The organism is Spongiivirga sp. MCCC 1A20706, from assembly GCF_046524175.1.
Classification (GTDB): domain Bacteria; phylum Bacteroidota; class Bacteroidia; order Flavobacteriales; family Flavobacteriaceae; genus Spongiivirga.
Map to the genome: position 1 here is coordinate 361,431 of NZ_JBEFZF010000004.1, position 26,649 is coordinate 388,079.

Annotated in this window: 19 protein-coding genes; 8 read left to right on the top strand and 11 right to left on the bottom strand. The window is 36.5% G+C overall.

From position 1 onward, the window contains the following. Positions 1 to 9: 9 nt before the first annotated feature. The 3 genes from ccoS to ABN763_RS11960 form a co-directional block, all read right to left on the bottom strand. Positions 10 to 198: a cbb3-type cytochrome oxidase assembly protein CcoS gene (gene ccoS, locus ABN763_RS11950; RefSeq protein ID WP_410485701.1), complete on the bottom strand. Its 189-nt coding sequence runs from the start codon at positions 196 to 198 to the stop codon at positions 10 to 12. A gap of 86 nt (positions 199 to 284) precedes the next feature. Next, positions 285 to 668, bottom strand: coding sequence for a hypothetical protein (locus tag ABN763_RS11955; RefSeq protein WP_410485702.1), 384 nt, complete (start codon positions 666 to 668; stop codon positions 285 to 287). Next, positions 668 to 3,094, bottom strand: coding sequence for a heavy metal translocating P-type ATPase (locus tag ABN763_RS11960; RefSeq protein WP_410485703.1), 2,427 nt, complete (start codon positions 3,092 to 3,094; stop codon positions 668 to 670). The genes ABN763_RS11955 and ABN763_RS11960 overlap by 1 nt, the downstream gene beginning before the upstream one ends. A 153-nt stretch (positions 3,095 to 3,247) precedes the next feature. Here ABN763_RS11960 and ABN763_RS11965 point away from each other — a divergent pair, with 153 nt between their 5' ends. From ABN763_RS11965 to ABN763_RS11980, 4 genes are all read left to right on the top strand, one after another. Then, a complete protein-coding gene (locus tag ABN763_RS11965) occupies positions 3,248 to 3,469 on the top strand; it encodes a hypothetical protein (RefSeq protein ID WP_410485704.1) in 222 nt (73 codons plus the stop codon). A 177-nt stretch (positions 3,470 to 3,646) separates the two neighbouring features. Then, positions 3,647 to 3,955 (top strand): HPF/RaiA family ribosome-associated protein, encoded by a 309-nt coding sequence (locus ABN763_RS11970; protein ID WP_410485705.1) that lies wholly within the window; start codon positions 3,647 to 3,649, stop codon positions 3,953 to 3,955. A 121-nt stretch (positions 3,956 to 4,076) separates the two neighbouring features. Further along, on the top strand, positions 4,077 to 5,180 hold the full coding sequence (locus ABN763_RS11975; protein ID WP_410485706.1) for an adenylate/guanylate cyclase domain-containing protein: 1,104 nt from the start codon (positions 4,077 to 4,079) through the stop codon (positions 5,178 to 5,180). Positions 5,181 to 5,267: 87 nt separating this feature from the next. Continuing rightward, positions 5,268 to 6,014, top strand: a complete 747-nt coding sequence (locus ABN763_RS11980) for a sulfite exporter TauE/SafE family protein (RefSeq protein WP_410485707.1) — start codon at positions 5,268 to 5,270, stop codon at positions 6,012 to 6,014. A 368-nt stretch (positions 6,015 to 6,382) separates the two neighbouring features. Here the strand turns inward: ABN763_RS11980 and ABN763_RS11985 are convergent, their stop codons facing one another. The 4 genes from ABN763_RS11985 to ABN763_RS12000 all read right to left on the bottom strand — a co-directional run bounded on the left by ABN763_RS11985 (position 6,383) and on the right by ABN763_RS12000 (position 14,701). Next, positions 6,383 to 8,971, bottom strand: a complete 2,589-nt coding sequence (locus ABN763_RS11985; RefSeq protein ID WP_410485708.1) for a zinc-dependent metalloprotease — start codon at positions 8,969 to 8,971, stop codon at positions 6,383 to 6,385. Between the two features lie 146 nt (positions 8,972 to 9,117). Next, on the bottom strand, positions 9,118 to 11,499 hold the full coding sequence (locus tag ABN763_RS11990; protein WP_410485709.1) for a T9SS type B sorting domain-containing protein: 2,382 nt from the start codon (positions 11,497 to 11,499) through the stop codon (positions 9,118 to 9,120). Between the two features lie 133 nt (positions 11,500 to 11,632). Beyond that, positions 11,633 to 12,217, bottom strand: coding sequence for a DUF1287 domain-containing protein (locus tag ABN763_RS11995; RefSeq protein ID WP_410485710.1), 585 nt, complete (start codon positions 12,215 to 12,217; stop codon positions 11,633 to 11,635). A 3-nt stretch (positions 12,218 to 12,220) separates the two neighbouring features. Then, positions 12,221 to 14,701, bottom strand: coding sequence for a M14 metallopeptidase family protein (locus ABN763_RS12000; protein WP_410485711.1), 2,481 nt, complete (start codon positions 14,699 to 14,701; stop codon positions 12,221 to 12,223). 226 nt (positions 14,702 to 14,927) lie between these two features. On the opposite strand from ABN763_RS12000, the gene bshC reads away from it, so the two are divergent. After that, the gene (bshC, locus tag ABN763_RS12005; protein ID WP_410485712.1) at positions 14,928 to 16,529 is read left to right on the top strand and encodes a bacillithiol biosynthesis cysteine-adding enzyme BshC; all 1,602 of its coding nucleotides are present in this window, start codon (positions 14,928 to 14,930) and stop codon (positions 16,527 to 16,529) included. 277 nt (positions 16,530 to 16,806) lie between these two features. Here bshC and ABN763_RS12010 read toward each other — a convergent pair whose 3' ends face one another. After that, the gene (locus ABN763_RS12010) at positions 16,807 to 17,352 is read right to left on the bottom strand and encodes a pyridoxamine 5'-phosphate oxidase family protein (RefSeq protein ID WP_410485713.1); all 546 of its coding nucleotides are present in this window, start codon (positions 17,350 to 17,352) and stop codon (positions 16,807 to 16,809) included. A gap of 157 nt (positions 17,353 to 17,509) precedes the next feature. On the opposite strand from ABN763_RS12010, the gene ABN763_RS12015 reads away from it, so the two are divergent. Next, positions 17,510 to 18,883 carry a pyridoxal phosphate-dependent decarboxylase family protein gene (locus ABN763_RS12015; RefSeq protein ID WP_410485714.1) on the top strand — a complete coding sequence of 458 codons (1,374 nt, stop codon included), beginning with the start codon at positions 17,510 to 17,512 and terminating at the stop codon, positions 18,881 to 18,883. An 82-nt stretch (positions 18,884 to 18,965) separates the two neighbouring features. Here the strand turns inward: ABN763_RS12015 and ABN763_RS12020 are convergent, their stop codons facing one another. From ABN763_RS12020 to ABN763_RS12030, 3 genes are all read right to left on the bottom strand, one after another. After that, positions 18,966 to 20,921: a thiol-activated cytolysin family protein gene (locus ABN763_RS12020; RefSeq protein ID WP_410485715.1), complete on the bottom strand. Its 1,956-nt coding sequence runs from the start codon at positions 20,919 to 20,921 to the stop codon at positions 18,966 to 18,968. 81 nt (positions 20,922 to 21,002) lie between these two features. Then, positions 21,003 to 22,664, bottom strand: a complete 1,662-nt coding sequence (locus ABN763_RS12025; protein ID WP_410485716.1) for a hypothetical protein — start codon at positions 22,662 to 22,664, stop codon at positions 21,003 to 21,005. Between the two features lie 329 nt (positions 22,665 to 22,993). Then, on the bottom strand, positions 22,994 to 24,868 hold the full coding sequence (locus ABN763_RS12030; protein ID WP_410485717.1) for a tetratricopeptide repeat protein: 1,875 nt from the start codon (positions 24,866 to 24,868) through the stop codon (positions 22,994 to 22,996). Positions 24,869 to 25,221: 353 nt separating this feature from the next. Between ABN763_RS12030 and ABN763_RS12035 the strand changes: the two genes are divergently transcribed. Then, on the top strand, positions 25,222 to 25,887 hold the full coding sequence (locus ABN763_RS12035) for a hypothetical protein (protein ID WP_410485718.1): 666 nt from the start codon (positions 25,222 to 25,224) through the stop codon (positions 25,885 to 25,887). Beyond that, positions 25,887 to 26,621, top strand: a complete 735-nt coding sequence (locus ABN763_RS12040) for a hypothetical protein (RefSeq protein ID WP_410485719.1) — start codon at positions 25,887 to 25,889, stop codon at positions 26,619 to 26,621. The genes ABN763_RS12035 and ABN763_RS12040 overlap by 1 nt, the downstream gene beginning before the upstream one ends. The last annotated feature ends 28 nt before the right edge of the window (positions 26,622 to 26,649 follow it).

Sequence of the window (26,649 nt, forward strand, 5' to 3'; positions counted from 1 at the left end):
TTTTAATTTCTAGGATTCTTTTTCGGTTGTTGTCTGTTTATTATTGGCTGAAAGCCGAATTTCATCATCAAAAAGCATGCGTACAGAAGGAGTATAGGTGTCGTCATACTGCCCCTTTTTAACTGAAAAAACGAAGGCAATAAAAAATACGAGTGCCACTAAAACACTAATTGCTAAAAGCAAGTAAATAATACTCATACCTTACTGAATTTGGCCGTAAATCTAATTTTCATGTTTCTTTAAAAAGATGATAATTGTCAGCTTCTCTTTTTTTTTAAATTATTTCAATTTTCTATCTGGTTTAGAGCGACTTGTGCTTTTTTGTGTATGGTTTTTAATCGTTTAATTAATGGGCTGCTTACGATTCCTGCAAAAGGACAAGCGGACTTATAATGCTGCTCAAATTGTACTATTGCTGTACTAATATTTTTCAACATATTGGTTAATTGGGTTTCAGTAACATTCGGTAGCTTTCTTGTGGATTGTTGCTTGCACAAGTTTTCAAGTTGCATCTCTAATTGTTCTAAAAAATCGATTGCATCTGGGTCCTTTTTTTTATGGGAAGCCTTATAGAATAGACGAGACAGTTTATGTACTTCGTAATGGTTACTTGAAAGCGGAAAAGCATTAAAGAGCGTATTTTTTTCAGTAGTAAGTTGAATATTCATTAGTTGATAATTTTTGATTTTTTAGTTAGCTGTTTAGAAACTATATAGGTGAACAAAGTGGTAAAAACCACAATACTAATAGAGCTTAGCGGCATTAAAATAGCGGCTATTACTGGTTTTAAATGACCTGTCACAGCAAAACCTAAACCAATAAGATTGTAGAATAATGAGAATACAAAGGCATATTTTATGATACTAATTCCCTTCTTAGAAAGTGCCAAAAATGTGGGTAGTATACTAAATTGAGAGGCATCTAAAATACCATCACAGGCCGGCGAGAATACGTTGATGTTTTCTGACAAAGCCAAACCAACATCACTTTGTGCCAGAGCTCCTGCATCGTTAAGTCCATCGCCCAACATCATAACTTTCTTTCCTTGTTTTTGTAGGTTTTTTATGAATTGAAGCTTGTCTTCCGGTTTTTGGTCAAAATAATATTCGGTTTGTTTTGGTAGTAGATTAGAAAGAATCTTTTGTTCACTGTCGTTATCGCCGGAGAGCACGATAATGCTATAAGATCTTCCTAAAGAACTTAAAGTGTTTTTTAAGCCTGCCCTATATTTACTAAAAAAAGTATAGTAACCTTTATAATCTTCTTTAGTCGCAACATGTACTCTTGTTGCATTTTGTTCAATCGTACCTGCTGGATTATTTTTTGAGTTTGATTTATTTACATAAGAGTAACTTCCTGCATAAATGCGTTTTTCTGCTTTAGCACCAGAAATTCCTTTCCCCACTTCTTCTTCAAAGTCGTCTAAAGTATAGATGTTTTTCCCCTTTAACCATTGATATAAAGCCCGACTTAAAGGATGATTTGATGAACGTAAGGTACTGGTAAGCAAACTTTGTTCTTGATTGGTTAAAGTCTGACCATCGTATGTAATATTATTTTTAGTTCCTGTGGTAAGTGTACCTGTTTTATCAAATACCAGTGTATCTAGCTGCGCCATACGCTCGATCACTTCAGCGTTTTTAAGATATAATTTGTAGTTCCCAAAGTACCGTAAGAGATTACCCAGAGTAAAAGGTGCTGCCAGTGCAATTGCACAAGGACATGCAACTATAAGAATGGCGGTAAATACATTTAAAGCTTGAGCGGGTGCATACCAGAGCCAAAATACCAGTGCTGATAGGGCGATGCTAAGTACAATAAAGGTAAAACGTTTACTTATTTGATCTGTAAGTGACTGAAATGGTGTTGAATTTCCGAGATTGAATATATCTCTTGACCAAAGTTGTGTTAAATAGCTTTGTTCAACAGCTCGTACTACTTCGAGTTCTATGCTACCGCCTTCCTGTTTACCACCTGCGAATACTTTATCTCCAGAAACTTTCGCTACGGGTTGTGCTTCGCCGGTTACAAAACTGTAGTCTATAAAAGCATTACCTGAGATTAGAACGGCATCAACAGGAATTAGTTCGCTATTTCTAATTATAATACGATCACCAGCTTTTAATTCTCGTACTTGAGTTTGTTGTTCCTCTTGGGCACCGTTGTTTTTTGATTTAACTAATTGTGTTACCGCCAGCGGAAAGTATGACTTGTAATCTCGCTCGAAAGAAAGGTAGGCGTATGTTTTTTGCTGAAAGAATTTTCCAAGAAGTAAGAAAAAAACCAGACCTGCTAAACTATCGAAAAAGCCAGTTCCTAAATCCAATACAATCTCTATTGTAGAGCGAATGAAGAGCACCCCAATACCCAAGGCTATAGGTACATCAATATTGATTATCCTAGAACGTAATCCTTTAAATGCTGAGGTAAAATAGCTTTGCCCAGAATAGAATACTACAGGTACAGCAAAAGCGAACATGAGCCATCTAAAAAGATGCTTAAATCGCTCTAACCAAAACTCACTAACCTCAAAATACTCTGGAAACGAAAGAAACATGATGTTCCCGAAGGCAAAACCGGCCACTCCTAATTTGTAAATTAAGCTACGGTCCGTACGTTTTTTTGATTTGTTTTCGTCCTCAAGCGATATATAGGGTTCATATCCTAAACGAGCTAGAAGCCGCACAAGTTCGAAAAGAGTCAGGTAATTCGGATTGAATTGAATGCTGACAGTTTTTTCAGGAAAGTTGACTTGAGCATTAATGACACCATGATGAATTTTACCCAAATGTTCTAGTATCCAGATACAAGAGCTACAGTGAATTGATGGTATTAATAGGTTAGTTATTTGAATGTCCTGCTCGTCAAATTCAAGAAGTTTTTTTGCGATTTTTTCATCTTTAAGAAAATCGAATTTGCCTTCAAATCGAGATGGAGTTATGCCGGGAGATTGCTCTAAATCATAGTAATACGTTAAGTCACTCTCTTTAAGAATGTCGTAAACCGTCTTGCAGCCATGGCAGCAGAAGTATTTGTCCTGGTCAATAACTGGTGCGTCCTCGCAGTCATCACCACAATGGAAACAATTTTCCATATGTTAGAAATCTAATTTACTTATACCTAGGGGCAAATTTGGGTATTAAGTATTTCAGAAAAGATGATTATTGTCATCTACTGCTTAGGAATTTGTGAGTACATTAAGTGCTTTGTTTAATTATTTGTTATAAATTGTAAACAAAAAATAGATATGAAGTTCAATGGATTACACTGGCTTGGTATAACCACTTTATTGTTAATAACGGTCACTATTTTTGTATCGATGAAGCTGTCATTTGGACTCATATTTTATATTACAGTATTGGGTCAGTTACTTCTTATATATGCGGTTTATAAAGTATTGACCGATAATTATACTACTGACAAAACATTTGAGGATTTTTATGAAGACCGCCCAGATCTAGGTAAGTAGGTAATTTTCTTTTTGAAAAGTCACGTGATATTTTATTTCTAGAATTTTCACACGCAAGTGACATTTGTCATCTTTTGCATTATTTACAATAGCTAAGTTTATCTAAGTGAATAGTAAGTTATCGAACTAGACTATTTTAAATTTAATAATTGAGTTAACCATTTTAAGCAATAATGCATGAACAATAACATCAGAGTACAATTTGTAAAAATACCAGTGAGCGAAAGTCTTAATACTTATATTGAAAATAAAGTTTCTACATTAATAGAGCATTATCCATTTATTAAGAGCGGGACCGTGTTTATAAAAAAAGAACTGAAAAATATTGAACGAGAATGTGTTTGTGAACTAGAGCTTCACGTTCCCGGGAAACAACTTTTTGCGTCTAGTAACGAGCGTCACTTCGAAGCGGCGGTAAAAGAAACAATCAAGCAAATGACCCACCAGCTTAAACGAACCAAAGAGACGGTGTTTGTAAGACATTAATAACATATTTCCCATATATTCAAAAGCCATGAGCAACCTTGTTTCATGGCTTTTTTTCTGAACCCTAATAGCGTCATCTTATAATTATTCTAATGTAAGAGTATTTACTTACCTTGTTTCAATGAAGCTTTCTGCTAAATTTATCTGGAACCTTAAACGCATCATCCCATTTGGGATAATTTGGTTTTTTCTAGGTGTGCTTTTTTTACTGGTTGAACATTTGGCTTTGGGGCATCAGTCTAATGCATTAGATTCTGCCATAAAACTACAAACAGATGTGGTCATTTTCGCATTGTTAGTCATCACTCTAATAGGATTAATACTTGGTACGATCGAGGTATTGTGGTTGAAACGATTATTTGAAAAAAAGCAGTTCACCACAAATATTATAGGTAAGTTTTTTATCTACATCTTATTTTTCTTGCTGGTGATTTTTATCACGTATCCAATTGCTGCGAGCTTAGAGCTTGAAACGTCAATTATAGATAAGAGAGTGTGGGATAAATACGCTTATTTCTTTTTTAGTATTACTAATTTAAGTGCGATGATTCAATTGAGTTTTTCATTGCTTATATCATTGTTTTATGCTGAGATCAGTAATAATGTAGGGCAGAATGTTTTGCTTAATTTTTTCACTGGAAAATATCACAAGCCAATAGTCGAAGATCGAATTTTCATGTTTGTCGATATGAAAGATTCTACACCAATAGCGGAGTCTTTAGGTCATAAAAAGTACTTTGCTTTGCTTCGTTCTTACTATAATGACTTTTCTAATGCGATTATTGAGAATTATGGAGAAGTATATCAATATGTAGGAGATGAAATTGTAATCACCTGGAAATTGCAAAAAGGAATTGTGAACAATCGATGTATTCGATGCTTTTTCGATATGAAAAGCGACTTGAAAAAGAAAGATAAAAGGTATAAATCTACATATGGAATTTCGCCAAGTTTTAAAGCAGCACTTCATTATGGCAAGGTGACTACAGGGGAAATTGGCGCCTTAAAAAAGGATATTTTTTTTACAGGTGATGTGCTTAATACAACTGCACGAATTTTGGGACTTTGCACTATTTATAAAAAAGATCTTTTGGTATCTCAAAATTTGGTAGATAAATTATTGCTAAAGGAAGAATTTGATAGCCTTAATATTGGGAATATGGAACTAAAGGGTAAAAAGGAGACTGTTAAGGTCGTTGCGATTAGCAATAAACCTTTAAAATAGCATCAAGATTAAATTTTATTGCCATTTAAATTGAATATTCATTGGACGACCTTATTTTAGAACTAAATTTCTTTAGCATTATTCTGAATGCCTGTTGAACCAAGTTTATTTTATCTGTTTTTAGCAATTCTTCCCGTGGTTGCATTTTTATATGCTGCTGTGGGACATGGAGGTGCTAGTGGATATTTGGCATTGATGTCATTGTTTTCGTTTATGCCCGAAACAATGAAACCGACTGCGTTATTACTCAATCTATTTGTGGCTGGTATTGCCTTTTACCATTATTATAGAAGCGGTTATTTTAATAAAAAGCTCTTTTTGTACTTCGCAATTTCGTCAATACCTCTCGCTTTTTTTGGAGGAACGATGAATATTGATGCGGATGTATATAAAAAGATATTGGCCATACTTTTGATCTTTGCCATTTTAAAAATGCTGAATATTTTTGGAAAAGAAAGTAATACGGTAAAAGAAGTTAGATTATGGCAGGGATTGTTGGTTGGAGCGTTCATAGGCTTTTTTTCAGGTTTGATAGGAATAGGTGGTGGGATCATTCTCAGCCCGGTAATCTTGCTATTACATTGGGGTAATATGAAAGAAGCGGCAGCAGTATCTGCTCTATTTATTTGGGTGAACTCAGCTGCTGGACTAGCGGGACAGTTTAGCAATAATGGAATGGTATTGAACGAATGGTCGGTTGTAATGGTTGCGATAGCGTTAATTGGTGGAACATTAGGAGGCTATTATGGTAGTAAGAAAATGAGCAATAACCGTTTAAGGTATTTATTAGCTTTTGTGCTGGTCCTTGCATCATTGAAACTCTTCTTAACCTAATTAATCTATTGTATAAAAAAAATGAACTTTATAACTACCAATAAAAAGCACCCCTTTGAGTTAACAAAGTAGGTGCTTTCCTAACAATAACGTTGGTTAGTGTGCTTGTATTTTAGATTTGGTCACAAAATCACCAAAACTGTCTTTATATAAAATGTACTTAAGTGTCTGATTTATAACTCAAAGTTAATCGTTTTTTTGTCATTAAAAACAAAAGTATAATTAATGAAATTGATCATTAAAAACCTACTTTAATAAACTTTAGTGACGAATTGGTTTAAATGTTACTTTTTGCCTAACAGTATAAAAGCGTATAAAAAAGCCGTTGATGTTATCAACGGCTTTTATTCTCAAATTATGAGTAATCTTTATTTGATCTCTTTCAAAGTATTGTTTACCAATGTTTTTAAATGAGATTTATGCGCTTTGGTCGATACGTTTCCACTATTATTAGATGCCATTTGTCCAATCTTTTTAAGATTGTAAAGTGCCATCGATTTTGTAGCGTTGGTATAGCGACTGCTAGATTTTCCAGTTAATACTTCTATTAACATATTGGTATATTCTAATTGAAGGTTTTGGCGGAAAGAATTAACAGACCCATAAATGTCTGCAGCGAAGATACCATTATTCAATTCTGTCATATATTCAGCAAGGTCATATTTGTTGCCGTATAATTCTGAATCCGAAATACGTTGTAAAGTATTAGGATGCATTATATGGCGTAGTACATTACGTTGAAAGCGTAATACGGTTGCATGAATCTTAGGATCTTCTGGCCCGCCAAAGAAGTTATAACCTCTTCGTTGTCTCGCTAAATAATTATAAAGCTCATTCGGAGTTTTAAACGCGTTTTTGCCAAAAATATGGGTATTTATCGCCTTCATTGCTCGTTTCTGATCTTCGTAACTTACCGGAGTATATGGCTGAGTTTCTCCTGCTTGACCTGCCATGGCACGATCTACATAAACACCACCAATAAAACGCGACATTACATTACCAGCTTGTGCATATTGGCCCATTAAAATGGCATGTGCAATCCGCAAGTCATTATAAGTTTTACCTTTTTGAGTATATCGATCTTTAAGTTTACCAAACATGCGATTTACTAGTTTGATACGATCGATTGAGTATGTTATCTGATCATTAGAGAGATCACCAGTATTCACTCTTGGGTCAATCGCCTTACCCGGAGCTCGCATATCATCAGCATCATTACCAAAAATAAGCTCAGGCTTTGTTGATTGCTCTAACAATGCGTTCATTTCGGACTCATTCTTAAAAGGCTGATAACCGTACTGAATAGCCCAAACATCATAAGGCCCTACTGTAGTACTGTAATAATGTCCTTGTTTTGCAGGGTCATTTGTTACATTAATAGCCGTATAATCCATTACAGATCCGACTAAGGCTTTTCCCTTAATAAAATCAGGATCGCTAAGCTGTGCAGGGCTAAATAATTGACTCGCTTTCATGTTATGGTTAAGTCCTAATGTGTGACCTACCTCATGCATAATTAATTCTAGCATAGCCTCTTTCTTAAGGCCTTCCATTGCCAATGCATCTGCATTATTAAGAGCCAAAGCTGCCCTACCAAACTGCGTATTGTACTGCATCATTTGACCATAAGAGCAATAAGTATGGTTTTTCTTGTTTCTCCAATCTAGATGCATGTCTTTTCCTTGAGCGGTTACATCATCAAATAACTTTTCAACACGCACCCGGTTTGTGTGATATACAAACTCTAACATGATATCAGCTCCCATGATCTGTCCTGTCTTTGGGTTTACAAAGCTGGGTCCGTATCCGCCAAAAGGAGGTTGAGGTGATGAGGTCCATCGTAAAACGTTGTAGCGAATGTCACCTGCATCCCAATCAGCATCATCCGGTTGTACTTTTACTACCATTGCATTTTTAAACCCTGCTTTTTCAAAAGCAATATTCCATCGTAAAACGCCTTCTTTTATGGTTTCTCTAAATTCAACAGGAGTTGTATTCTCTATCCACCATGTAATAGGCTCTACAGGCTCAGATACTGCTGCGCTAGGATCTTTCTTAACTAAGTTCCATCGGTGAATCATGTCACGGTAATTCGTTGCACTAACCGAAGTCATATCGTTAGTTTGTGTCATGAAATACCCCACACGAGGATCATCGTATCTTGGCTCATAATCGTTTTCAGGTACTGCGATAAAACTGTGGTAAACGTCCACTCTTACATTTCTTCCATCCGTTACTGCATTACTTCCTCCGTTTAATACGGACGATTTTGAATATACATATGATACAGCTACATCGGTATTTTCAGGATAGTTTCGAATCGTTTTTATTTTGGTTTTTCCCTTGTCAAGATTACCAAGGGTAAAATCAGTTGGACGGCTTCCCGGAAAACGGGGTGGTTTTACTTGCGACAGTGTTTCCTTAACAAAAAGGTCTCCCGCTTTTATCAGATAAAGTCCCTTTTCCTTATCATGTGCTTCTATCTTAAAACTCGCTAAAGGAGCTTCACTAATATTTGCTTTTTTTGCTTTTGATAATGCACTATTTTCATCAAAATGGTACCCATAATTTTGGTATTCAAACTCAATTTTATCGTAAAACTTTTTTACTTTAAAAATTCGAGAACCACCATATGCACCTCTAAAACTAAAAGCGTCTAATACACCGTTTTCTATTTGATTGAAGTAGATAAATTCTTTGTCAAGCTGATCTTCTTTTACCAGTAATTGAATAGACCCGTTGGTAGTATCGCGGTAAATTGTGAAAAGCCCTTCGATTTTTTCACTGGCTTTTACAAGGTCTTCAATTTTTTTCTCCTTACTTTTTTTAGGAGCAGCAGCTGCTTCCGTTTGACCTTTTTTCTTTTTCTTTTTACGTTGTGCTTGTGCATCAGGTGTTGCAAATACCAAACATGCTGCGAGTAACAACATTTTTGATACAGTTGAAATCGATTTCATATTTTAAATTAGATTGATTAGAACAAATCTATAATTAGCCAAGCTAGCTTTATCATAAATTTTGGTTAAACTTCTAGTTTAAAGACGTCAAAAATGAGCCGTTGTTACATTCTACATAAAAATAACACAGATTCATTAGGAATATGCTAGCGTTTTAAGCTAAAATGCCCTTTTAAGTTACGACCATCTTCCAAAGTAATAGAAAACCAATAATCAGATGCTGGCAGAAATTGACCATTAAAGGTGCCATCCCAACCTGTGGCAAGTGGGCTCATTTGTTTTAACAGTTTTCCCATTCGGTTATAAATATAGATAACACTATTGGGTTGAAATTGTTCATTAACCCCGAGCATTTGCCAGGTATCATTATAGCCATCGCCATTTGGCGTAAAGAATTTGGGGAAACCGATCACCGATATTTGTTGATCGACGGTACCGCATCCATTTTTATCACGAACAAAAACATCATGAAAACCTGCGGAAACGTTATTAAAGGCGTTACTGTCCTGATAAGGACCGTTTGGAGTGTCTAACGCGTACTCATAAATGCCTTCTCCTGATACGGTTACTATTACTGTATTGTTGGTGGTACCATCATTGATTTCTATATTGGTAAAGGAAGCAATATTAGATTCATTGACCTGAAAAGTCTCTGTTTTTTGACACTGCACACCGTTTTGAGTTTCAAAAACAGTTAGCGAATAGGTTCCGCCAGAATCTATGCTAAACGTTTGATTCGTACCTAAAACAGTTGGGCTACCGTCTTGACGCCATTCATAAGCTTCGAAAATGCCACCATTGACAACTAATGGGTCATCAGGCAAAGAATTAAGACATACTTGATAAGTTTCTTGTAAAATAGGATCGGGAAGCTCATTAACAATTAATGCTACGGCTTCGATACCTTGGCAGTTTTGCATACCGCCCTCAGCGCGAACCCACACCGTTGTTTGTTGGGTAATAAGATCATCAGGAAGTTCATTTTGTTCAAACTCGGCATCGGCCAGCGTGGGGTAGAAGGCTAATGAAATATTAGCAGCTAAACCAAAATTAGTTCGTATTTGGTTTTTCTTTTCACTAAGATCAAAAGTGGCATTATTATCTAAAGGTACGCCATCACTATCCTCGCAACTAATCATAGGTGATATTGCGCCTAAATTTGCACCTACCGCATTAATGAATAAATTGGTAACGCTACTACAATTTTCTGGAGTGGTGACCACTACAAAGATCTCTTGACCTAAAGTATTGTTTTGATATGGTGCGTTTGCATCAATAGCATTTCTTGCTAAAGAGGCGTCCGCATTCGTTTCGTAAAAGCTTAACGTATAATTTGTGCCTACAGCCACTAGATCGTAAGCTTGATTCAAATTAAAATTACCAATACCATCATTATCGTTGTCACATTGTTCAAGAGTATTCCCACTTAAAATTTCAGGGGGGGTGTTGACTTCAATGTCAAAAGAAGTTGTTGAAAAACAATCGGGATTTCCATTTTCTTGCAAACGAATGAAAATGGTTTCAATTGCGCTGGTGTTTGTGTAATTTGTAGACAGACGATCGATATCGTTCTCTGCATTTTCTAAGCTAGCATGATAGGTAATCGTATAATCAGTATCAAGTAAGGTGCCCAATACAGTGCTGTTTACTTGAGAAAGATCTGTTGTTACAATCGCATCGAAATTATCATCGCAAATGCGTAGAATATCGGGTTGCTCAATTGGAGGATTCGCAATTCTTAATTGAAAATCTGTAACATTAAAACAATCACCACTATTTTCTTGTACACGTGCATAAATCTGTTGTGATGGGCCAGAAAAACTGTAGTTAGATACTATTGGATTGATGCCTTCAGTAGCATCAGCGATAGATTCATGATAGGTGAGATTCAAGTTTGTTTGCCCATCGAGAATGGTAGCGTTTAATGTCGAAAGATCAAATGATGTTGGACTTGTACGCGTACATATCTCCTGATCCCCCGGATTCTCTATTCTCGGTGGTTCTGCTAACTCATTTACATCGCCGTTAGTAGCAGATCCTACCCACTCTAATTCAAACGGACTTTGTCCAATAGGGCGATCTATCACGATAAAATATGATTCGCCTGCTTGCACGTCAAGCCAGTTAACAAAGCTATCACCATCTTGGCCGGGACCTTCAGAAGTATCTGGTAAACCCTCGATCATTCCAGTTCTATTATCTCCCTGTCCAGCGGCTTGTGGGTTGGTTGTGGAGCATCGTATAGCTTGACCTAGATTACCACACGTGGCATTAGGTCCATAGATAAAAAAATCATAATCAATAACGATATCATTACTTGTGGGAGTTAAAATAAACCCCAAGTTCCCATCAGCAATTACATTTACTCGAAGCCATAAACTATTATTTTCTTGGCTGCTGCATGTATTTGTACCATTTAGTTCCTGTGTGCCAACACCATCCGCGTTGGAATTGATGGTACCACTACCGCACACTACGATCGCATTTACACAATCATTAGGTGCCTGCCCAAAGACTGAATACGTCAAGAGAAATAATGGCAGGATAAAAAAAAGTCTTTTAATTGACAAAACTACGTGGTTAACAAGTTTGAATTAACATAACCAGGAGTAGAAAAGGGTGCACTAATATACTAATTTTCGCGACTGATCTTTACCCTCTTCAGGGAGTTTTAGGAAACGAATAATGCCCAATAATTGTAAAGTCAAACAGACAATCATCTAGTACTTGACCAGCTCCTATGTTATGACTAATCAAATACCTTTTGTTGTCTTTACTCCTTTTGTGTACTACAACACCAATATGGGTAAGGCCATTTTCTAAACGCCAGGCTACAATATCTCCTGGTGCATAATCGGTAGCATTTTCACTCATTTTTTTAGTAGTGCCAAACCGCTTGAAATAGGTCATTAGGTTGGGTACCCTACGATGGTCAATATTGGTGTCGGTTTTGCTGAGTCCCCATATTTTGGGGTATAAATGAAAGTTAGCTTTCATGTCTTGATGCACTAATTCTTGTAAATCGATTTCTAAGGTGCGGTATGCTCGAACTATGACATCCGTACAAACGCCTTTATCCGCAGGTATATCTCCGTTGGGATAAGGTATCGAAAAATAAGACCCGTCATAGGTAACCTCATTTTCAGTTAACGCGATAGCGGCGTTGGAAAGCTTTCTTCCAAAATCCTGCTGCCCTATTATGGTGGAAGAAACAAAACATAGTAGAGCAAGCAGTTTAAGTTTCATACATTATCTTTTATTAGTCAAGAAAACGGCATTGCTTATAAAAAGCTTACCATTTTCCCAAAAAGCTCTAAAAAGAGGATTGTCAACAAAGTATACAACACTACCTCTTCCCATTCGTTCTTCGCCAAAAACCAAGCTATTTGATTGCTTTTTAGCAGCATTGCTTCCGACAAAACCTGAAACAGGCTTGGCGTTATCACCTAAATAAACTGCATTACCTCCATTGTTGAATAATTGATACGAACTTGAGCCTAGTTTTAAAGTATGATAGTGTGAAGGATATCCGTAAGCTAGAGGGTGGGTATTATCAACCTTAGCTTTATAAATACTCCCCGTAATTAACTCTTTAATATATTCTCGTTCTTGAGTTTCATACGAATCTAAATTAGCAGTATCATCTTCATTTTTATCATCATCACTTTTGAACGATTTTAACTTGAAACCATCTTTATCCGCGAATGACCGTAGTGCGCTCCCAATGACGATTAATTTACCACCTCCTCGAATCCAATCTTTTAGTTTCGTCATCGTACTTTCGTTTAACGTACCGCTATACCATCCTTCCGGTAAGATTATCACGTCAAAATCATCATGGTCGACTCGCCCAAAATAATCAGTGTCAAGCACAGTAACCGGATACTTTAATTGAGTTTCGAAAAAATGAAGGGTCGCCCCAAAACTCAACGAAGAGGTTCCATCTCCTGAAACTAAAGCCACATTAGGTTTACCGACAAGTTTCACATCAGGAGAACCAAAATCTGGCCCCTGATCTACAAATCCCGTTTGCACAGGTGTAAGTTCCCGTTGCAGTCCATCAGCAATTTCAGTAACAGTTGCGTCAAAATCATCTAGTTTTTTATTGTCGCCACGAACAATAATCATAGTGCCTCGCTCGTAGTTTTTACCACCAATTGTAAATGGTCTTTCACTAAAACGAACGCGAACATTATTTTGAATAAGTTGCCCTAAAAACTCAGCATCTTTTACATGATTCCATTTCGCTAAATACGCATAAGCAGATTTATCAATATTTGTAAGTGTTGACGCTTTTTTGGTTGATGGGGTTGCATTCACCAAACTAGTAGATGCAAAGGCTTGTAGTCCGTATGCGCGGGGTAAACTCCAAGCAGTAATATCGTAAGTAAGCGAGTCACTTAGTTTGGCCTCTGGTTCAAATAGCGCTTTTACCATTTTTCCTTTGGGTTGATCAGTACTTACTACTAATTCTTTTCCATTTGTTTTAGTACTTCCTTGTCGATTTGTCTGATAGTCAAATCCTTTAAAAGAGCCATTATTCGCAAAACCATATTTAATTTCATGTTTGTCTAAAAGACTTTTTAGCGACGCTAGTTTGTCTTCTTCTCCACGAAGCACATAACTTTTATATTTCAGTGCACTATTATCAAAATAATTACGAAATTCAGCATTTAGCTTAGCCGCATTTTTAGCAGATATTTCTACCGTAGATAAGCCAGTCGTATGATGATGTAACAATCGGTCTTTTAACGTTAGTTCATCTCCTTCGTCGTTCATGATGCCTAGTCCTGCACGCCCATGTCCTGCCTGCTCATAGGTCATGCCAATGGCACCCATAAAGGTTGGGTAGGTGTCTCCGTAACTAGGATATAGTAAATCAAAGCGTTCGCCTGTAAAGTATAACCATCCCTCTTTATCAAAGTATTTCGCATGGTTTTTACCAATTTGTGTTTGAAAATCACGTTGCCAATTCGTAATAATTTCATGAAAAGGCTCTGCTGCAGGTGCAAAATAGTATGGTTCGTTAATACCTTGCTCATGAAAATCGACATGAACGTGTGGCATCCATTTATTATATACTTTAAGTCGTTGCTGACTCTCTATTTGCGATGCCCATGCCCAGTCTCTGTTCAAATCAAACAGGTAATGATTTGGTCTTCCTCCTGGCCAAGGTTCATTATGCTCTTTTGCCACCTGTGCTTTGTTATATGGCATACTGCGAGCTTGCTTAAACCAATTTACATAACGATCGCGGCCATCTGGATTAATACAGGGGTCGATAATCACCACCGTCTTTTCAAGCCAGGCTTGTTTTTTGGTAACCAACTCATAGATTGTTTTCATGGCAGCTTCAGTACTACTTGCTTCGTTACCATGTACATTATAGCTTAACCAAACAATAGCAATATCGTTGGTGTTTTTTCCCGATTCAATACCTATTTGCTGAAGGTTATTTTTTCGAATGGCTTCAAGATTGTCAATATTTTTTTGAGATGACACATACGCTACTTGCAACAATCTATTTTCATAAGTTTTGCCATATTCTTCTATGGTTACATTGCTCATAGTTGCGGCTACGTGTCTAAAGTAATCGACTACTTGATGGTGTCTGGTAAAATTGGACCCCAATTCATAACCTAAAAACTCACTAGGAGATTGAAGTTGTTGAGCCGAAATGTTTGATGAATAAATAAGAACAGAAAGGAACACTAATAAAATGCGTCTCATCTAAAAAAATATTGGATTAGTTAAAGCGTAAAGCTAATTAATAATTGTCTTGATATAGCCATTTATTAACGTATTTTTTGGATTTGGGTGCGCTACCAATTGTATATTTACTCAATAATCAATATTAATTTGTTTAGAGGCCTGCCTCGAAATTTAAATTATATTCATTATACACTGTCTTAGTGTATAATGAGATAGTTTACCAACATAAAATTGAATCGCCAACATGCCATCAGACTGTATCGATTTTAGAGCGACCGGTTATTTTTCGTCGCTTATTTGTGACTATTTAGATGAAAAAGAGTCTCTGAAACCATTTTATAACCGCTTTCCAAAAATCGATAATTTTGAAGGGCAAATAGCAGAAAAACAACAATACTTTTCTGAAGAAAAACGAAAGATTCTGGTCAATTCTTTGACTCAACAGTATGAAGCATTTGAGATTTCTGAGTTGACCGAGAAACACATTCAAGATCTAAAGTCATCGAATACCTTTACCGTTACAACCGGACATCAACTGAACTTATTCACAGGACCGCTTTACTTTCTATACAAGATTATTTCCACGATTAATTTATGTGAAGTACTATCAGAAAAATATCCAAAAAATAATTTTGTACCCGTTTATTGGATGGCCACTGAAGATCATGATTTTGATGAGATCAATTTTTTCAATTTTCAAGGAAAAAAGATTCAGTGGAATAGACCCGATGGAGGTGCGGTAGGTGAATTTAACACCAATGGACTAGCAGAAGTTCTAAAAGCTTTTACTAATGAACTGGGTGGAGGGCGAAATGCAGAGCAATTAGCTACTTTATTTGAGGAAAGCTATTTAAAAAACGATACGCTTGCCTATGCTACCCGATATTTAGCAAATACTCTTTTTGGAGCCTACGGTTTGGTTGTAGTTGATGGGAATGATACTAATCTCAAACGACTTTTTATTCCAGAGCTTAGGGAAGAATTACTAAACAAAACTTCCTTTAAAATGGTTTCAAAAAGTATCCAAGCCTTTAAAGAACTTGATGAAGGTTATAAGGTACAGGTGAATCCTCGGGAGATTAATCTGTTTTATTTAGATACCAATATTCGCGAAAGGATAATAGAGGACGAAGGTTCATATACAGTAAATGAACAATCGACTAAGTTTAGCAAAGAAGGATTGCTCAAGGAGTTAGAGGAATGCCCGGAAAAGTTTTCGCCCAATGTCATTTTAAGACCGCTATATCAAGAAGTTATCTTGCCTAATTTATGCTATATAGGAGGAGGAGGAGAACTGGCTTATTGGTTAGAGTTAAAGGAGATGTTCGATAGTTATAAGGTGCCGTTTCCTATATTGTTGTTAAGAAATTCGGCCTTAGTTAAAACTGAGAAACAAGATAAAAAACTGAAAAATCTTTCTATATCGGATGGAGAGTTGTTTTTAAAACGAGATTCATTCATCAACAGAAAAGTACGTGAAATAAGCAATATTGAAATCGATTTTAGTGAGCAGCGGGCGATGCTTCAATCTCATTTTTCAAACATGTTAGCGCTTGCTGCAAAAACGGATGCTTCATTTGAAGGCGCAGTCAAAGCGCAGGAAGTAAAACAATTAAAAGGCCTTGATCATTTGGAAAAACGTTTATTAAAAGCCCAAAAAAAGAAATTAAAAGACCAAGTGGTGCGAATGACAGATTTGCAAGAACAGTTATTCCCAGGTCAAAGTCTTCAAGAGCGAAAATTAAACTTTAGCGAGCTATATCTAGAATATGGCGAGCAACTAGTACCAGCACTAAAGAACGAGCTGGATCCATTCAAAGGGAAGTTTTTGGTACTAACCATATAATCCATAAGGCTGCCTATTTGATATAAGACCTTAATTAGCGCATTGAAAAGGACTGAAACCACCTTTTTCTCCCGAATTTTGGTCTGTAAAGTTTAAGTAAAACCAAAAATCTGCCGCGATCATTTGCTGACCATTAAAATAACTACCCCGCCGCCTATAGTTTAAGCATTTTGTAGACCTTCGAAAGTGCATTGGATAGCACCATCGAATCTATAAATAGACAAACTGATTAGTTAGATTATAATCAATAATTCAAGGATTATCTAATTCATAAAGGCTAAGCGACTACATATTTTGATTCCCATCCATCTAAATTTTGTGTAAAAATTACACGAGTATGGTTATGGGGTTGTAGTTGAAGATATTCAATTTGTTTTGGGATAAATTCAATCACAGTGAAGTAATCAGTATTGCTTAAATACTCAACTGCTGTAGGGTCATCAATTGGCGAGCCCGGTTTCTTTTTGGTTAAATATTCCTTTCTAGAGTGCAATGGCATGTTGTTCCATATTTTAGATAGAAATACTGGATCGTTTTTTAAAGTTGCAGTTGCTTTAAAAATTAGTTGAAGTTTGCTATTTGGGTTATAAAAAAGGAGACTTACGGTATCGTTTTCTTCAATTTGAGATACTTTGGTCGACCTTCTATCGGTATACACCCGAATACGCATATCATTTTTTACCTCTCTTACTTTCATAGTCCTTACAACAGGGGTAGTATCTTCAGCAATTGTCGCTAAAACGAAAAGACGAAACGGGTGTGCTGGATCGTCTAGAGCCGCATGTAATTCATGGTGTATTTTTGCTAGAATAATATCGGACATCGGGAACGTAAATTAGCTGTCTACAATTTAGTTTAGAGTTGTTCATTGAAAGATGATAAATATCAGTTTTGCAAAATTGAGACGATAATTTAGGGAATCTTCGTAGCGATACTTAAGGTTCTTTTTAGCAGTACTATCTTTATAGAAAATTTAGCAAATGCATGAGGTCGATATAGAATTAGTAGAGATGACATTAGATGTCATGAAATATGCGATTAACCGCATAACGGACCGGTCACCGGAGCTGGGTAGACCAAAGGCGGCAGAGGAGCTAAAATCATTAATTGGTGAGACTATAACCGAAAAAGGAATAGGGGGAGAAAAGGCATTTAATTTATTTAAAGATGTTTTAATGAAGGCCACTGTACCGATAGATCATCCTCGCCATTTGGCTTTTGTCCCTGCGGCGCCGACAAGAGCCGCTATTATGTTTGATTTAGTGACATCGGCTAGTAGTATCCATGGTGCTTATTGGATGGAAGGCGCCGGCGGTATTTTCGCAGAAAATGAAGCCATGAAATGGCTTGTATCCCTTACAAGGCTCCCCGCCGGCGCCTTTGGCGTTTTTACTAGTGGAGGCACGGCGGCTAATTTATCAGCTATGGTTACAGCAAGGGAGTTTTGGCGGGCAAAAGACGAATCTCATATAGGAGAAAAAGCGTTGATGATTACTTCTATAGGGGCGCATTCATCATTAAAAGCAATGGCAAAAGTTATTGATGCCGATGTATTGCTAATACCGTCAGAAGAAGAACTTAAAGGGTCGCAATTGCAGGATGCAATAAGTAATCTTACTCCACATCAACGAAAAAGACTTTTTGCTGTGGTGGCAACGGGAGGTACTACCAATGCAGGAATTATTGATGACCTTTCTGGTATTGCTGAGGTATGTAAAAAAGAAGACGTATGGTTTCATGTTGACGCGGCATACGGCGGTGGCGCATTAGCGGCACCTTCAGTAAGACCATTGTTTAACGGAATCGAACAAGCTGATAGTATTACGATCGATCCGCATAAATGGCTTTTTTCACCTTATGACTGCGGAGCGGTTATTTATAAAGATCCTGACCTAGCTAAAAAGGCCCACGAACAAGAAGGATCATATCTGGAAATTTTTAAGGATGAAGGCGCAAGGGGTTTTAATCCAGCGGATTATCAAATACAATTAACAAGAAGAGTACGAGGTTTACCTTTATGGTTTTCGTTGGCGATGCATGGTACTGACAAATATAGTCGTGCCGTAGAGCGAGGTATCAGCCTCGCGACAGCTACCGGTAAAATGATTAAAAAACGTAGCAAAGTCGAACTGGTGAGAGCACCTAGCTTGTCATGTGTGCTATTTAGAAGAAAAGGATGGTCACCTGAAGATTACAGAAACTGGACCTACAAAAACCATAAGGAAGGCATCGCCTTAGTCACACCAACCAAGTGGAAAACTAAAGATGGTTTTGAAACCGTTGCCCGTTTTTGTTTTATTAATCCACATACACGAGAAGAAGATATCGAACTAATTTTAGATACGATGAAATAAAAACTTAAGTCACCTCAATCAGGAATCAAAAGATTTCCAATTGAGGTGACATGAAGCTAATTCAAACCCTAATTATTTAATTCTAATTAACAACCCAAGGACCTTTGAAAAAGTCATCAATGGTCGCATTAGAGTACCATTCTTGTATTTCATCTCCTGCTTCATTAATGAAGAGATATCTTCCTGTATTGCCAGTAACAAAATTTACAGAAGCACCAACTTTATCAAATTGCACGCCTTCACTATTCGTTTGTCCAACAAACCATTCTTTTGTATCAAGTAGACCACTGAGGACTCTAGTATTATAATTATATGTTTGATAACTGTTCCCATCCTTACTAAATAGGGCAATGGAGGAAGAACCAATCCTCACACCAGCTCCTATACCTTCAGATGAAAGAAAAAACCGATCATCACTAATTATCAAATGCTGGTTAACCAGAAAGATTTTGCTTCCATCAGTACTGGCATTATTTACATTGTAACTTCCAATGGGTCCTGAGGGTAATGTATTTTCTGGTATTGTTGAAAAATCGATTTCAAGTTCTTGATAGTCAAACCCGTCTATATCAAAAATTAAGAGTCGGGTGTTGTTGTAATTTACCATTGCTCCAATATCTTCTAATTCTATTCCACCGAGTGGACCGTTAGGATCGGCAATATCAAAAATCTTTTTATCTCCCAATACACTTTGCGTATTGCCATTAAACCATGCGTATTGCTTACCATCTTTACTCACTACAACCACGTTACTATTACCAATATGTCCAAAGGCTCCAATTCCCTCATCAAAAAGATCAACTAAATCGGTGTAAAGACCTGGAGGTAAAACTCCTTTTAGTTCACATTCAACTACATCGTATTCGGTTGAAATATTAGTTCCTACGATTTTATCAGGACGTTCAACACTTCTCGCAACATAGGAAAGTGGTAATCCAGCTCTGATATCAGTACTTTCTGCCAATTTACTCGCAATAGTACTTATATTAGTTTCACCACTCAAGAAACTACTTTGAGCGTTTCCGCCATAGGCGATCACTTTTATTTTGAGTTCTTTTAACTCTTCCATTGCACTGGCTTCAAGTTCACCAGCAACTTTGTTGTTAAATGCGCCGTAAGCAACATTTAGTTTGGCTTCCATTTCTTTTCTACTTGAAGTAGATTCAATCAGCATATAAAAAATACGACCGTATGTAACATCTGATATAAAAGTAGCAGGATTGTCAGCTTGCACATAGGTGGCTAATTGTTCAGGTGTAACACTAGGATCAAAAATTTCTTCTAAACTAGTAGGTAAATCAAAAGACATAGTGTAGTACTGCTGTGTCAGTTTCACTAAAGTCCTATTGAATGATTTTTCTGTACTAAAAGACATATCTGCTGATACTTTTGTTGTAAAAGTGCTAATATCTAATCCCATTTCTAGGGCCATTTGTTGCTCAGATTCTATTTGGATAATATCGAGTACCATATTTGCTGGAACAACTCCTGTGGCATTCGAAATGATTTCGTTCATACCATCTTGAATACTACTTTTTTTGACTTCGTCAACTCCAAAACTCGACTCGGGATTTCCGTCGTTTAAATTATAAGAAACTGTTCCGCGGGCTCTTTTTACAACAATGGGTGAAGGTGTCGCATCCTTTAATGTTTTACCTTGAATAAGACTACCGGGGTAAATAACATTGGCGTTCGGATTGAATAAAGGGAAAGAGCCATTACCATCGGTTACACTTACTGTTTTAGTAGTACAAACAAAACGCTCCGTTATGGGTTCTGTACCTTCACCTTCTTCTGGATCACGAGTAACTGTTTCATCTGGATCCTCAACAGGGACTGGCTCACTTTCGCTAACTTGTTTAGAGGTTGGGAAGGGCTCTGGGTCGTTACCTACAGCAATTACTTCTGCAAAGGTTGCTGCAGCTGGTGGTTCAATTGGTGGATCTGTGGGTCCATCTTCATCTTTACTGCATGCAATAGCCAATGCAATAAAAAGCATTGCTACTAGTTTTTCGAATACGTTGTTTTGTGTTTTCATAATACTATTGTTTTGTGGTTTAACTGACTATTTATTAATTGCTTACTGAACTCGCATACTTCTTGTGGAGTTTGAATGAATTTAATTGGCGCAGGTTGTTTCAACATTTCTTGAAACTTTTTCCGGTTCTACTAGATCATTAATGGTAGCTATTCCCTGAATCGTTACTTCGATATAATCGTCTTGAATGTCGGTTATTACTCCAGTAAACCCATTAAACTCTAACTGGGTGCGAATTTCATTACCTGTAAGTGATTCATTATTTTTTTGATAAACACCCATTATTTTAAAGCGTTGTGCAATAGGGACTTTTACAAGTGTGTAGCTTTGGTATAAATCTGCAATTACAAGTGCTGAATTTCCAGGGATAGACTGATTTCGCTCCTCAGAAATTTCAGTTGATGTAGTTTCTTCAATAACTTCAAGATCAACAGCTGTTGTTGTTTTTGATCTGCTGAAAGTATATGATGTAGCTAGGTTACTTTCTATAGAGCCCTGAACACCAAAGAATGTTGTTGGTACTTCCGTTTCGAGATCAAAAGAAGTTTCATAATTAGTACCTGTACTTACTGCTATTGATTCGTTCCAATTTAAAACTTCTTTAGTCGTAACAGTTTTTGTTTGTCCTACTTCTTCAGAAAGGTTGTCAATGCTGCAATTTTGTAAGGTTTTATTGTAGGCCTCCTCGGTATCGTTAGCAGGCACAATAGGGCGTACATATTTAGTTTCAATGGGTTGAACATCCCAATCAATATCAAAAGATAAAACTCTAAAGTAAGCAGGTTCGGCATCACTATTTCCTGCATTTAACCTATCGTTAATTAGATACAAGGGATTTCCTGTAAATGTCGGAGTTATGGTATATAGCCCTGAATCAACTTTTTCAATTTTGAACTTGTAATTAGGTGGCGCACCAGTATTGTTTCCCCCATTTCTAATGAGGTTTGCCTTGCTCTGTATTCTAAGTTCTGAGTTAGCAGGGACAATATATAGGTAATGTATATCATCACCATTATGCACGGATATTGTAAATACACCTTCTTCATTAGGAACTTCCATAAACCTATAGGTTGTAAAAGTTTCGGTATTTTCAGAATCATAATCAAGATCTTCTAGTTTACTTGCAATTATTGGTGTATTTAAAAGAACGGTATTGGGAAAGTTTATAGAGTTAGGAGCTCCATAAATATCTTCGCTATCCTTAGAAACAATTTGTACATAGTATTTAACATCATTATTAAAAGCAACATTTGTATTATTGTTGTCTAAAGCATTTGCATTAATTTCTTGTATCGATGGATTTGAGGTGAAAGAAACTTCGGTAAAATCTTCAGTTGTTAATACGTTGTCATTTTGATCTAGAACGTTAATTGTAATGTCAACACCATTGCTTAGTTCGGTTTTTGCATCATTTGAAAGGTTTTCATTTTCAAAAGATAGACGTGCAATGTTGTTGAAAGCGTCAAATTGAACCTTCTGACTATAGTCTCCAGTGGTAGCTGTTACCTCAATGTCGGCGTTCGTAGGGGTATATCCCTTTCGGGCAATATCACGTGCACTTATGTAAATACCTATTTCACCAGCATCGGTGTCAAAGTCATCCAGGCTTATACCAGCTAATACTTGAATCATGGGGTTAGGAGGGTTAATAATTTCCCCACCATCATCTTTACTACATGCAAGTATTATGGTTATAAATAGCATCGCTAGAATTTCTTTGAATAACTTGTTTTGTGTTTTCATGATTTCTGAATGTTTTGTGGTTGAACTGATTAATACTTGATCGTTTTTGTGACCTACCCGGTAAGTCTGCGCAAAACATGAACCGGGCAAGACCACAAAACGGTGATGTTGATCTAACAACACAGCAAACCTAATCGGTTGATTTCGGGCCTCAAAAAAAGGACGGTGGACAAAGGGTGGACAGCTTAAAATTTAGGAAAAGAGAATTAGTAGAAAGTCTTTCGAAGTCCTTTAAATACTGCGCTAAGCGTATTGTTATGATTAAAATATGATAAAGCACTACATGCCTATTGCAAAGCGTAAAGCGAGCGAATAATTGGCTAAATAGGTTACAAATTCATCGCAAGATCCTGAAGAGAATCTTCGGTTTGAAGATCTAATTTTTTACGAAGTCGGTAGCGGGCTTTTTTGATTCCTTCGGTAGAAATATTTAAAATGTTGGCTATCTCTTTGCTTGATAAATTCATTTTCAGCAATGCCAATAGTCGAAGTTCATTGGAGGTTACCTGTGGGTATTTTGATTTTACATTGCCATTAAAGTCTTTATGAACTTCTTCGAAGTAGCGCGCAAAATTCTCCCAGTTATTATCATCCTGCAAATCAAAGTCAATACTTCTGATTAGTTGTTTAAAACCGTGACCATTTTCAGTTGAGGTTAGTTCTTTAGCTTTTTGTTTTAAACCTTCCAAAGTTTCATTTTTCTTGGCAAGGTGAAGGGCGTGGGTGGTCAATTCCTTCTTTTTAAAAGCTAACTCGGCATCAAGCTTTTCTCTTTCTAGCTTATTGCGTTTCATTTTTTGACGAATACCGTAAAAGGCTAATCCGAATAATAGCATAGACAATCCTAATCCACCACCCAGTAATACTTTTTGTAGGTCATCGATTTCGGCCTTTTGTTCTAGTAAGGCAATTTCGTTTTTTTGAATAGCTATTTGCTGTTCTTTTTCTTTAGTCTCGAATTCGGTTTTTAATCGCTCTATTTCTTTCGATTTTTCAATATTGTAAATAGTATCGCTGATTGCTTTGTACATTTCGTGATCCTGCAACGCCATTTTATAGCGACCTAGTGCCGAATAGACTTGAGACCGATCTCGATACGCTTCATTAAGATCGTCTTTATTGCCAATAGAATCAGCTAATTGGATTGCTCTATTTAGATAGGGGAGTGCTTTTTCAGGCGAATTTAATTCTTCATTATAAACATCGCCTAGACGTTTTAAAGCCCAGGATTCCGAAAGAGGATTGTGGGAAATTTTTCTTGAGTAATCAATAGATTTTTTTAAATAACCAATTCCCTTTTGTACTTGTCCTTTTCTTACATGAGTTTTTCCAATATTAAACAGTGTGATGCCGATAAGGCCATGATCATTAATTTCCTTCGAAACAACTAAACTTTCCTCTAGATAGGGTAATGCAATGTCGTAGTTTTCTATTACGTAGTTAGAGTTACCAATATCATTTAATGAAAGCGCTATTTTTCGTTTGTTGTTATGCTTCCGATAGGCAGCAAGTAATTCTTTTTTTATGGAAATAGATTTTTCGAAGTTATCAGTATAATGGTATAAAGAGGCTAGTGTACCCTTAACTTGGAGTATTTTGTCTTCGATTTTTAACTTTTCGGCATAGTCAAGCGCTTTTAAAACAGCTGTAAAGCCCTTTTCATATTCGGTTTGCCTCATATAAACAGATGCTCTTAGCCGGAGCAAATTCATTATTAAAATGGAGTCAGATCTCGAGGCGGTAGCGTATTTTTTGATATTTTCATCAATACTGGTTAATGCTTTATTGTAATCTGCTTTTAAATAGGCTATAGAGATTAGCTGATAGCGAGATAATCCAGCTTCATAGGTGTCACCTAATTCTTCATATATTTTAATTGATTTATTAAAGTAAAAAAGTGCGGAATCCATGCTGCGGTTAATTCTAAACTGTCTACCCTGGTGATAGTACGATTTAGCTATTCCGCTTTTGTAACCAATATTCTTGGCTATTTGTAAACCTTCTAATGAATATTGAAGTGCGATTTTTGGGTTGCTTTCCTTGTAGTAATCGTATATGGAATATGCGGTAAGTACTTTTAACGTATCTTCTTGTTGAGAGTTGAATACACCAAGTAAACTATCAAGAGTTCTATTTTGAGCATTCAAGGAATATATACAGCTTATAGCAAAAAGGAGAAATGTTTTTTTGAGTATGCATGCCATAATTAAAGATTAAGTACCAATGCCGCTAATGATTCTTCGGTTGTAATCTTTTAAAGATACTCATTTTTACCCCTTTAGTCGGGTATGATGTTCTTCATCCTGTTTTCATAACGAACTATCGAGTTCAGATCAGGGAAATCCCTGATTTTTCTATTTCAGGTGTTACCCTGAGTCTTTTTTATTGGTGCGTCGATAGCTTGCAACAAGTTATTAATCAATCAAATTATCTCATGAATTCACCAACTAAAAAAGAGCTTATTAAATATTTTGGAGCGGTCTTTTAAAGACTAAACAAGACTTAACATCCTCCAGATTGATCCCATTATTCACTAATCTTTTAAAAAATCATAATCATGTCAAAAATCATTTATAACAAGACAAAATCACACGGCAATAACGCCAATATTCTAAGTGGTGCAGGAGTAGATAAAATCAAAATTAAAATTCCTTCTGGGCAAAAGTTTTCTCATTTTAGCATTACACCTGCTTCGGGTCATTCAGGTGTAGCAACCTTTAATGTTATCAAAGCACCTAGAGCTAATGCAACGGGAAATCAAGAAATACATGTAATGTGGACCTACGGCCCCTTTAGCAAATGTCGTTATAAGTTAAAAGTGTATTCAAAAGTTGCCAATGCTCCTACAGTAAAACCTGTAGTAATTTTTGGAGATAGAAATTGGTATAGCCTAGCAACTGGATATATAAAGTCTAGACAACCTTTTACATTAAGACTTCAAGGGCCTGATGCACAAAAGTTATTTAACGTACTAAACCCGATGAATAATGCAATACTTAGTAGAGGTATTGTTGTTAATGAGGTAGTAGCAGTATCCATAACAGTAGCAGTTTGTGTTACAATAGTAGCGGTATCTGGTCTCGGAGTCTTAGGAGCTGTATTACTTTACGGCATACATCAAGGCTGTGAGATTGATGGTGAATTTGAAAACGGTGGAAATGTTACCACAGGAGGCTTAGGTCAAGTATTCAATATTGAATTGATGAAATGTGGGGGTAACTAATGAACCCTAAAATTGCATTAATTGATGGGTTTCCTTGTTCAACGCATGAGCGGGTTACGGTTTATCATCATCCCAAGATTACCTATTCATGGGACTCCGATTTTTTCGGAGTTCCTGAATTTAGAAGACATGCCGATAAGATGATTGGTGTTATCAAAGCTGAAAATGCAAATACTGATATTTTGGTTTTTCCATTTTATCCCAAGCATGAATCAAACACGAAGAATCTTGCTCTTTTAGCTAAAAATATTGAGCAGGCAATTGAGCATCAATGTACAATAATTTGTATATGTCTAGAGGTGGTAAAAGGAAAATCATTACCTCATGTGCTGAGTAGAGTGTATAAAAAAGCTAAAGGAAATGGGATTATTGTATGCGTTTCTGCAGGAAACGATGCTCCTTTTCTAAATCCTTTAATCGATAAGAAATACACGATTCCAATTATCGGAACCGCTATTGATGGAAAAATACCGGATCATCTCAAGATCAAATCGACAACCCCGGTTTTTGGGTTTTCCGTATTTGGTGGAACAGATGAAAAACCAGATCGCATAAATTGTAGTATCGCAACAGCACGTTTTTGTGGTTATTTATCTACTAAAATGGATCTTTTAGAAGCGTCTCCAAACAATAACTCCTTTAAGCATATAGTAGCGACGCTTCAGGACGAATTGATAGTAGTACTGAACGGGCTTTATCATATACCAAAAGTTCAGGTTCAAGCTAGCTTTTAGTTTCTCAGGGAATAACCTGAATTTTTAA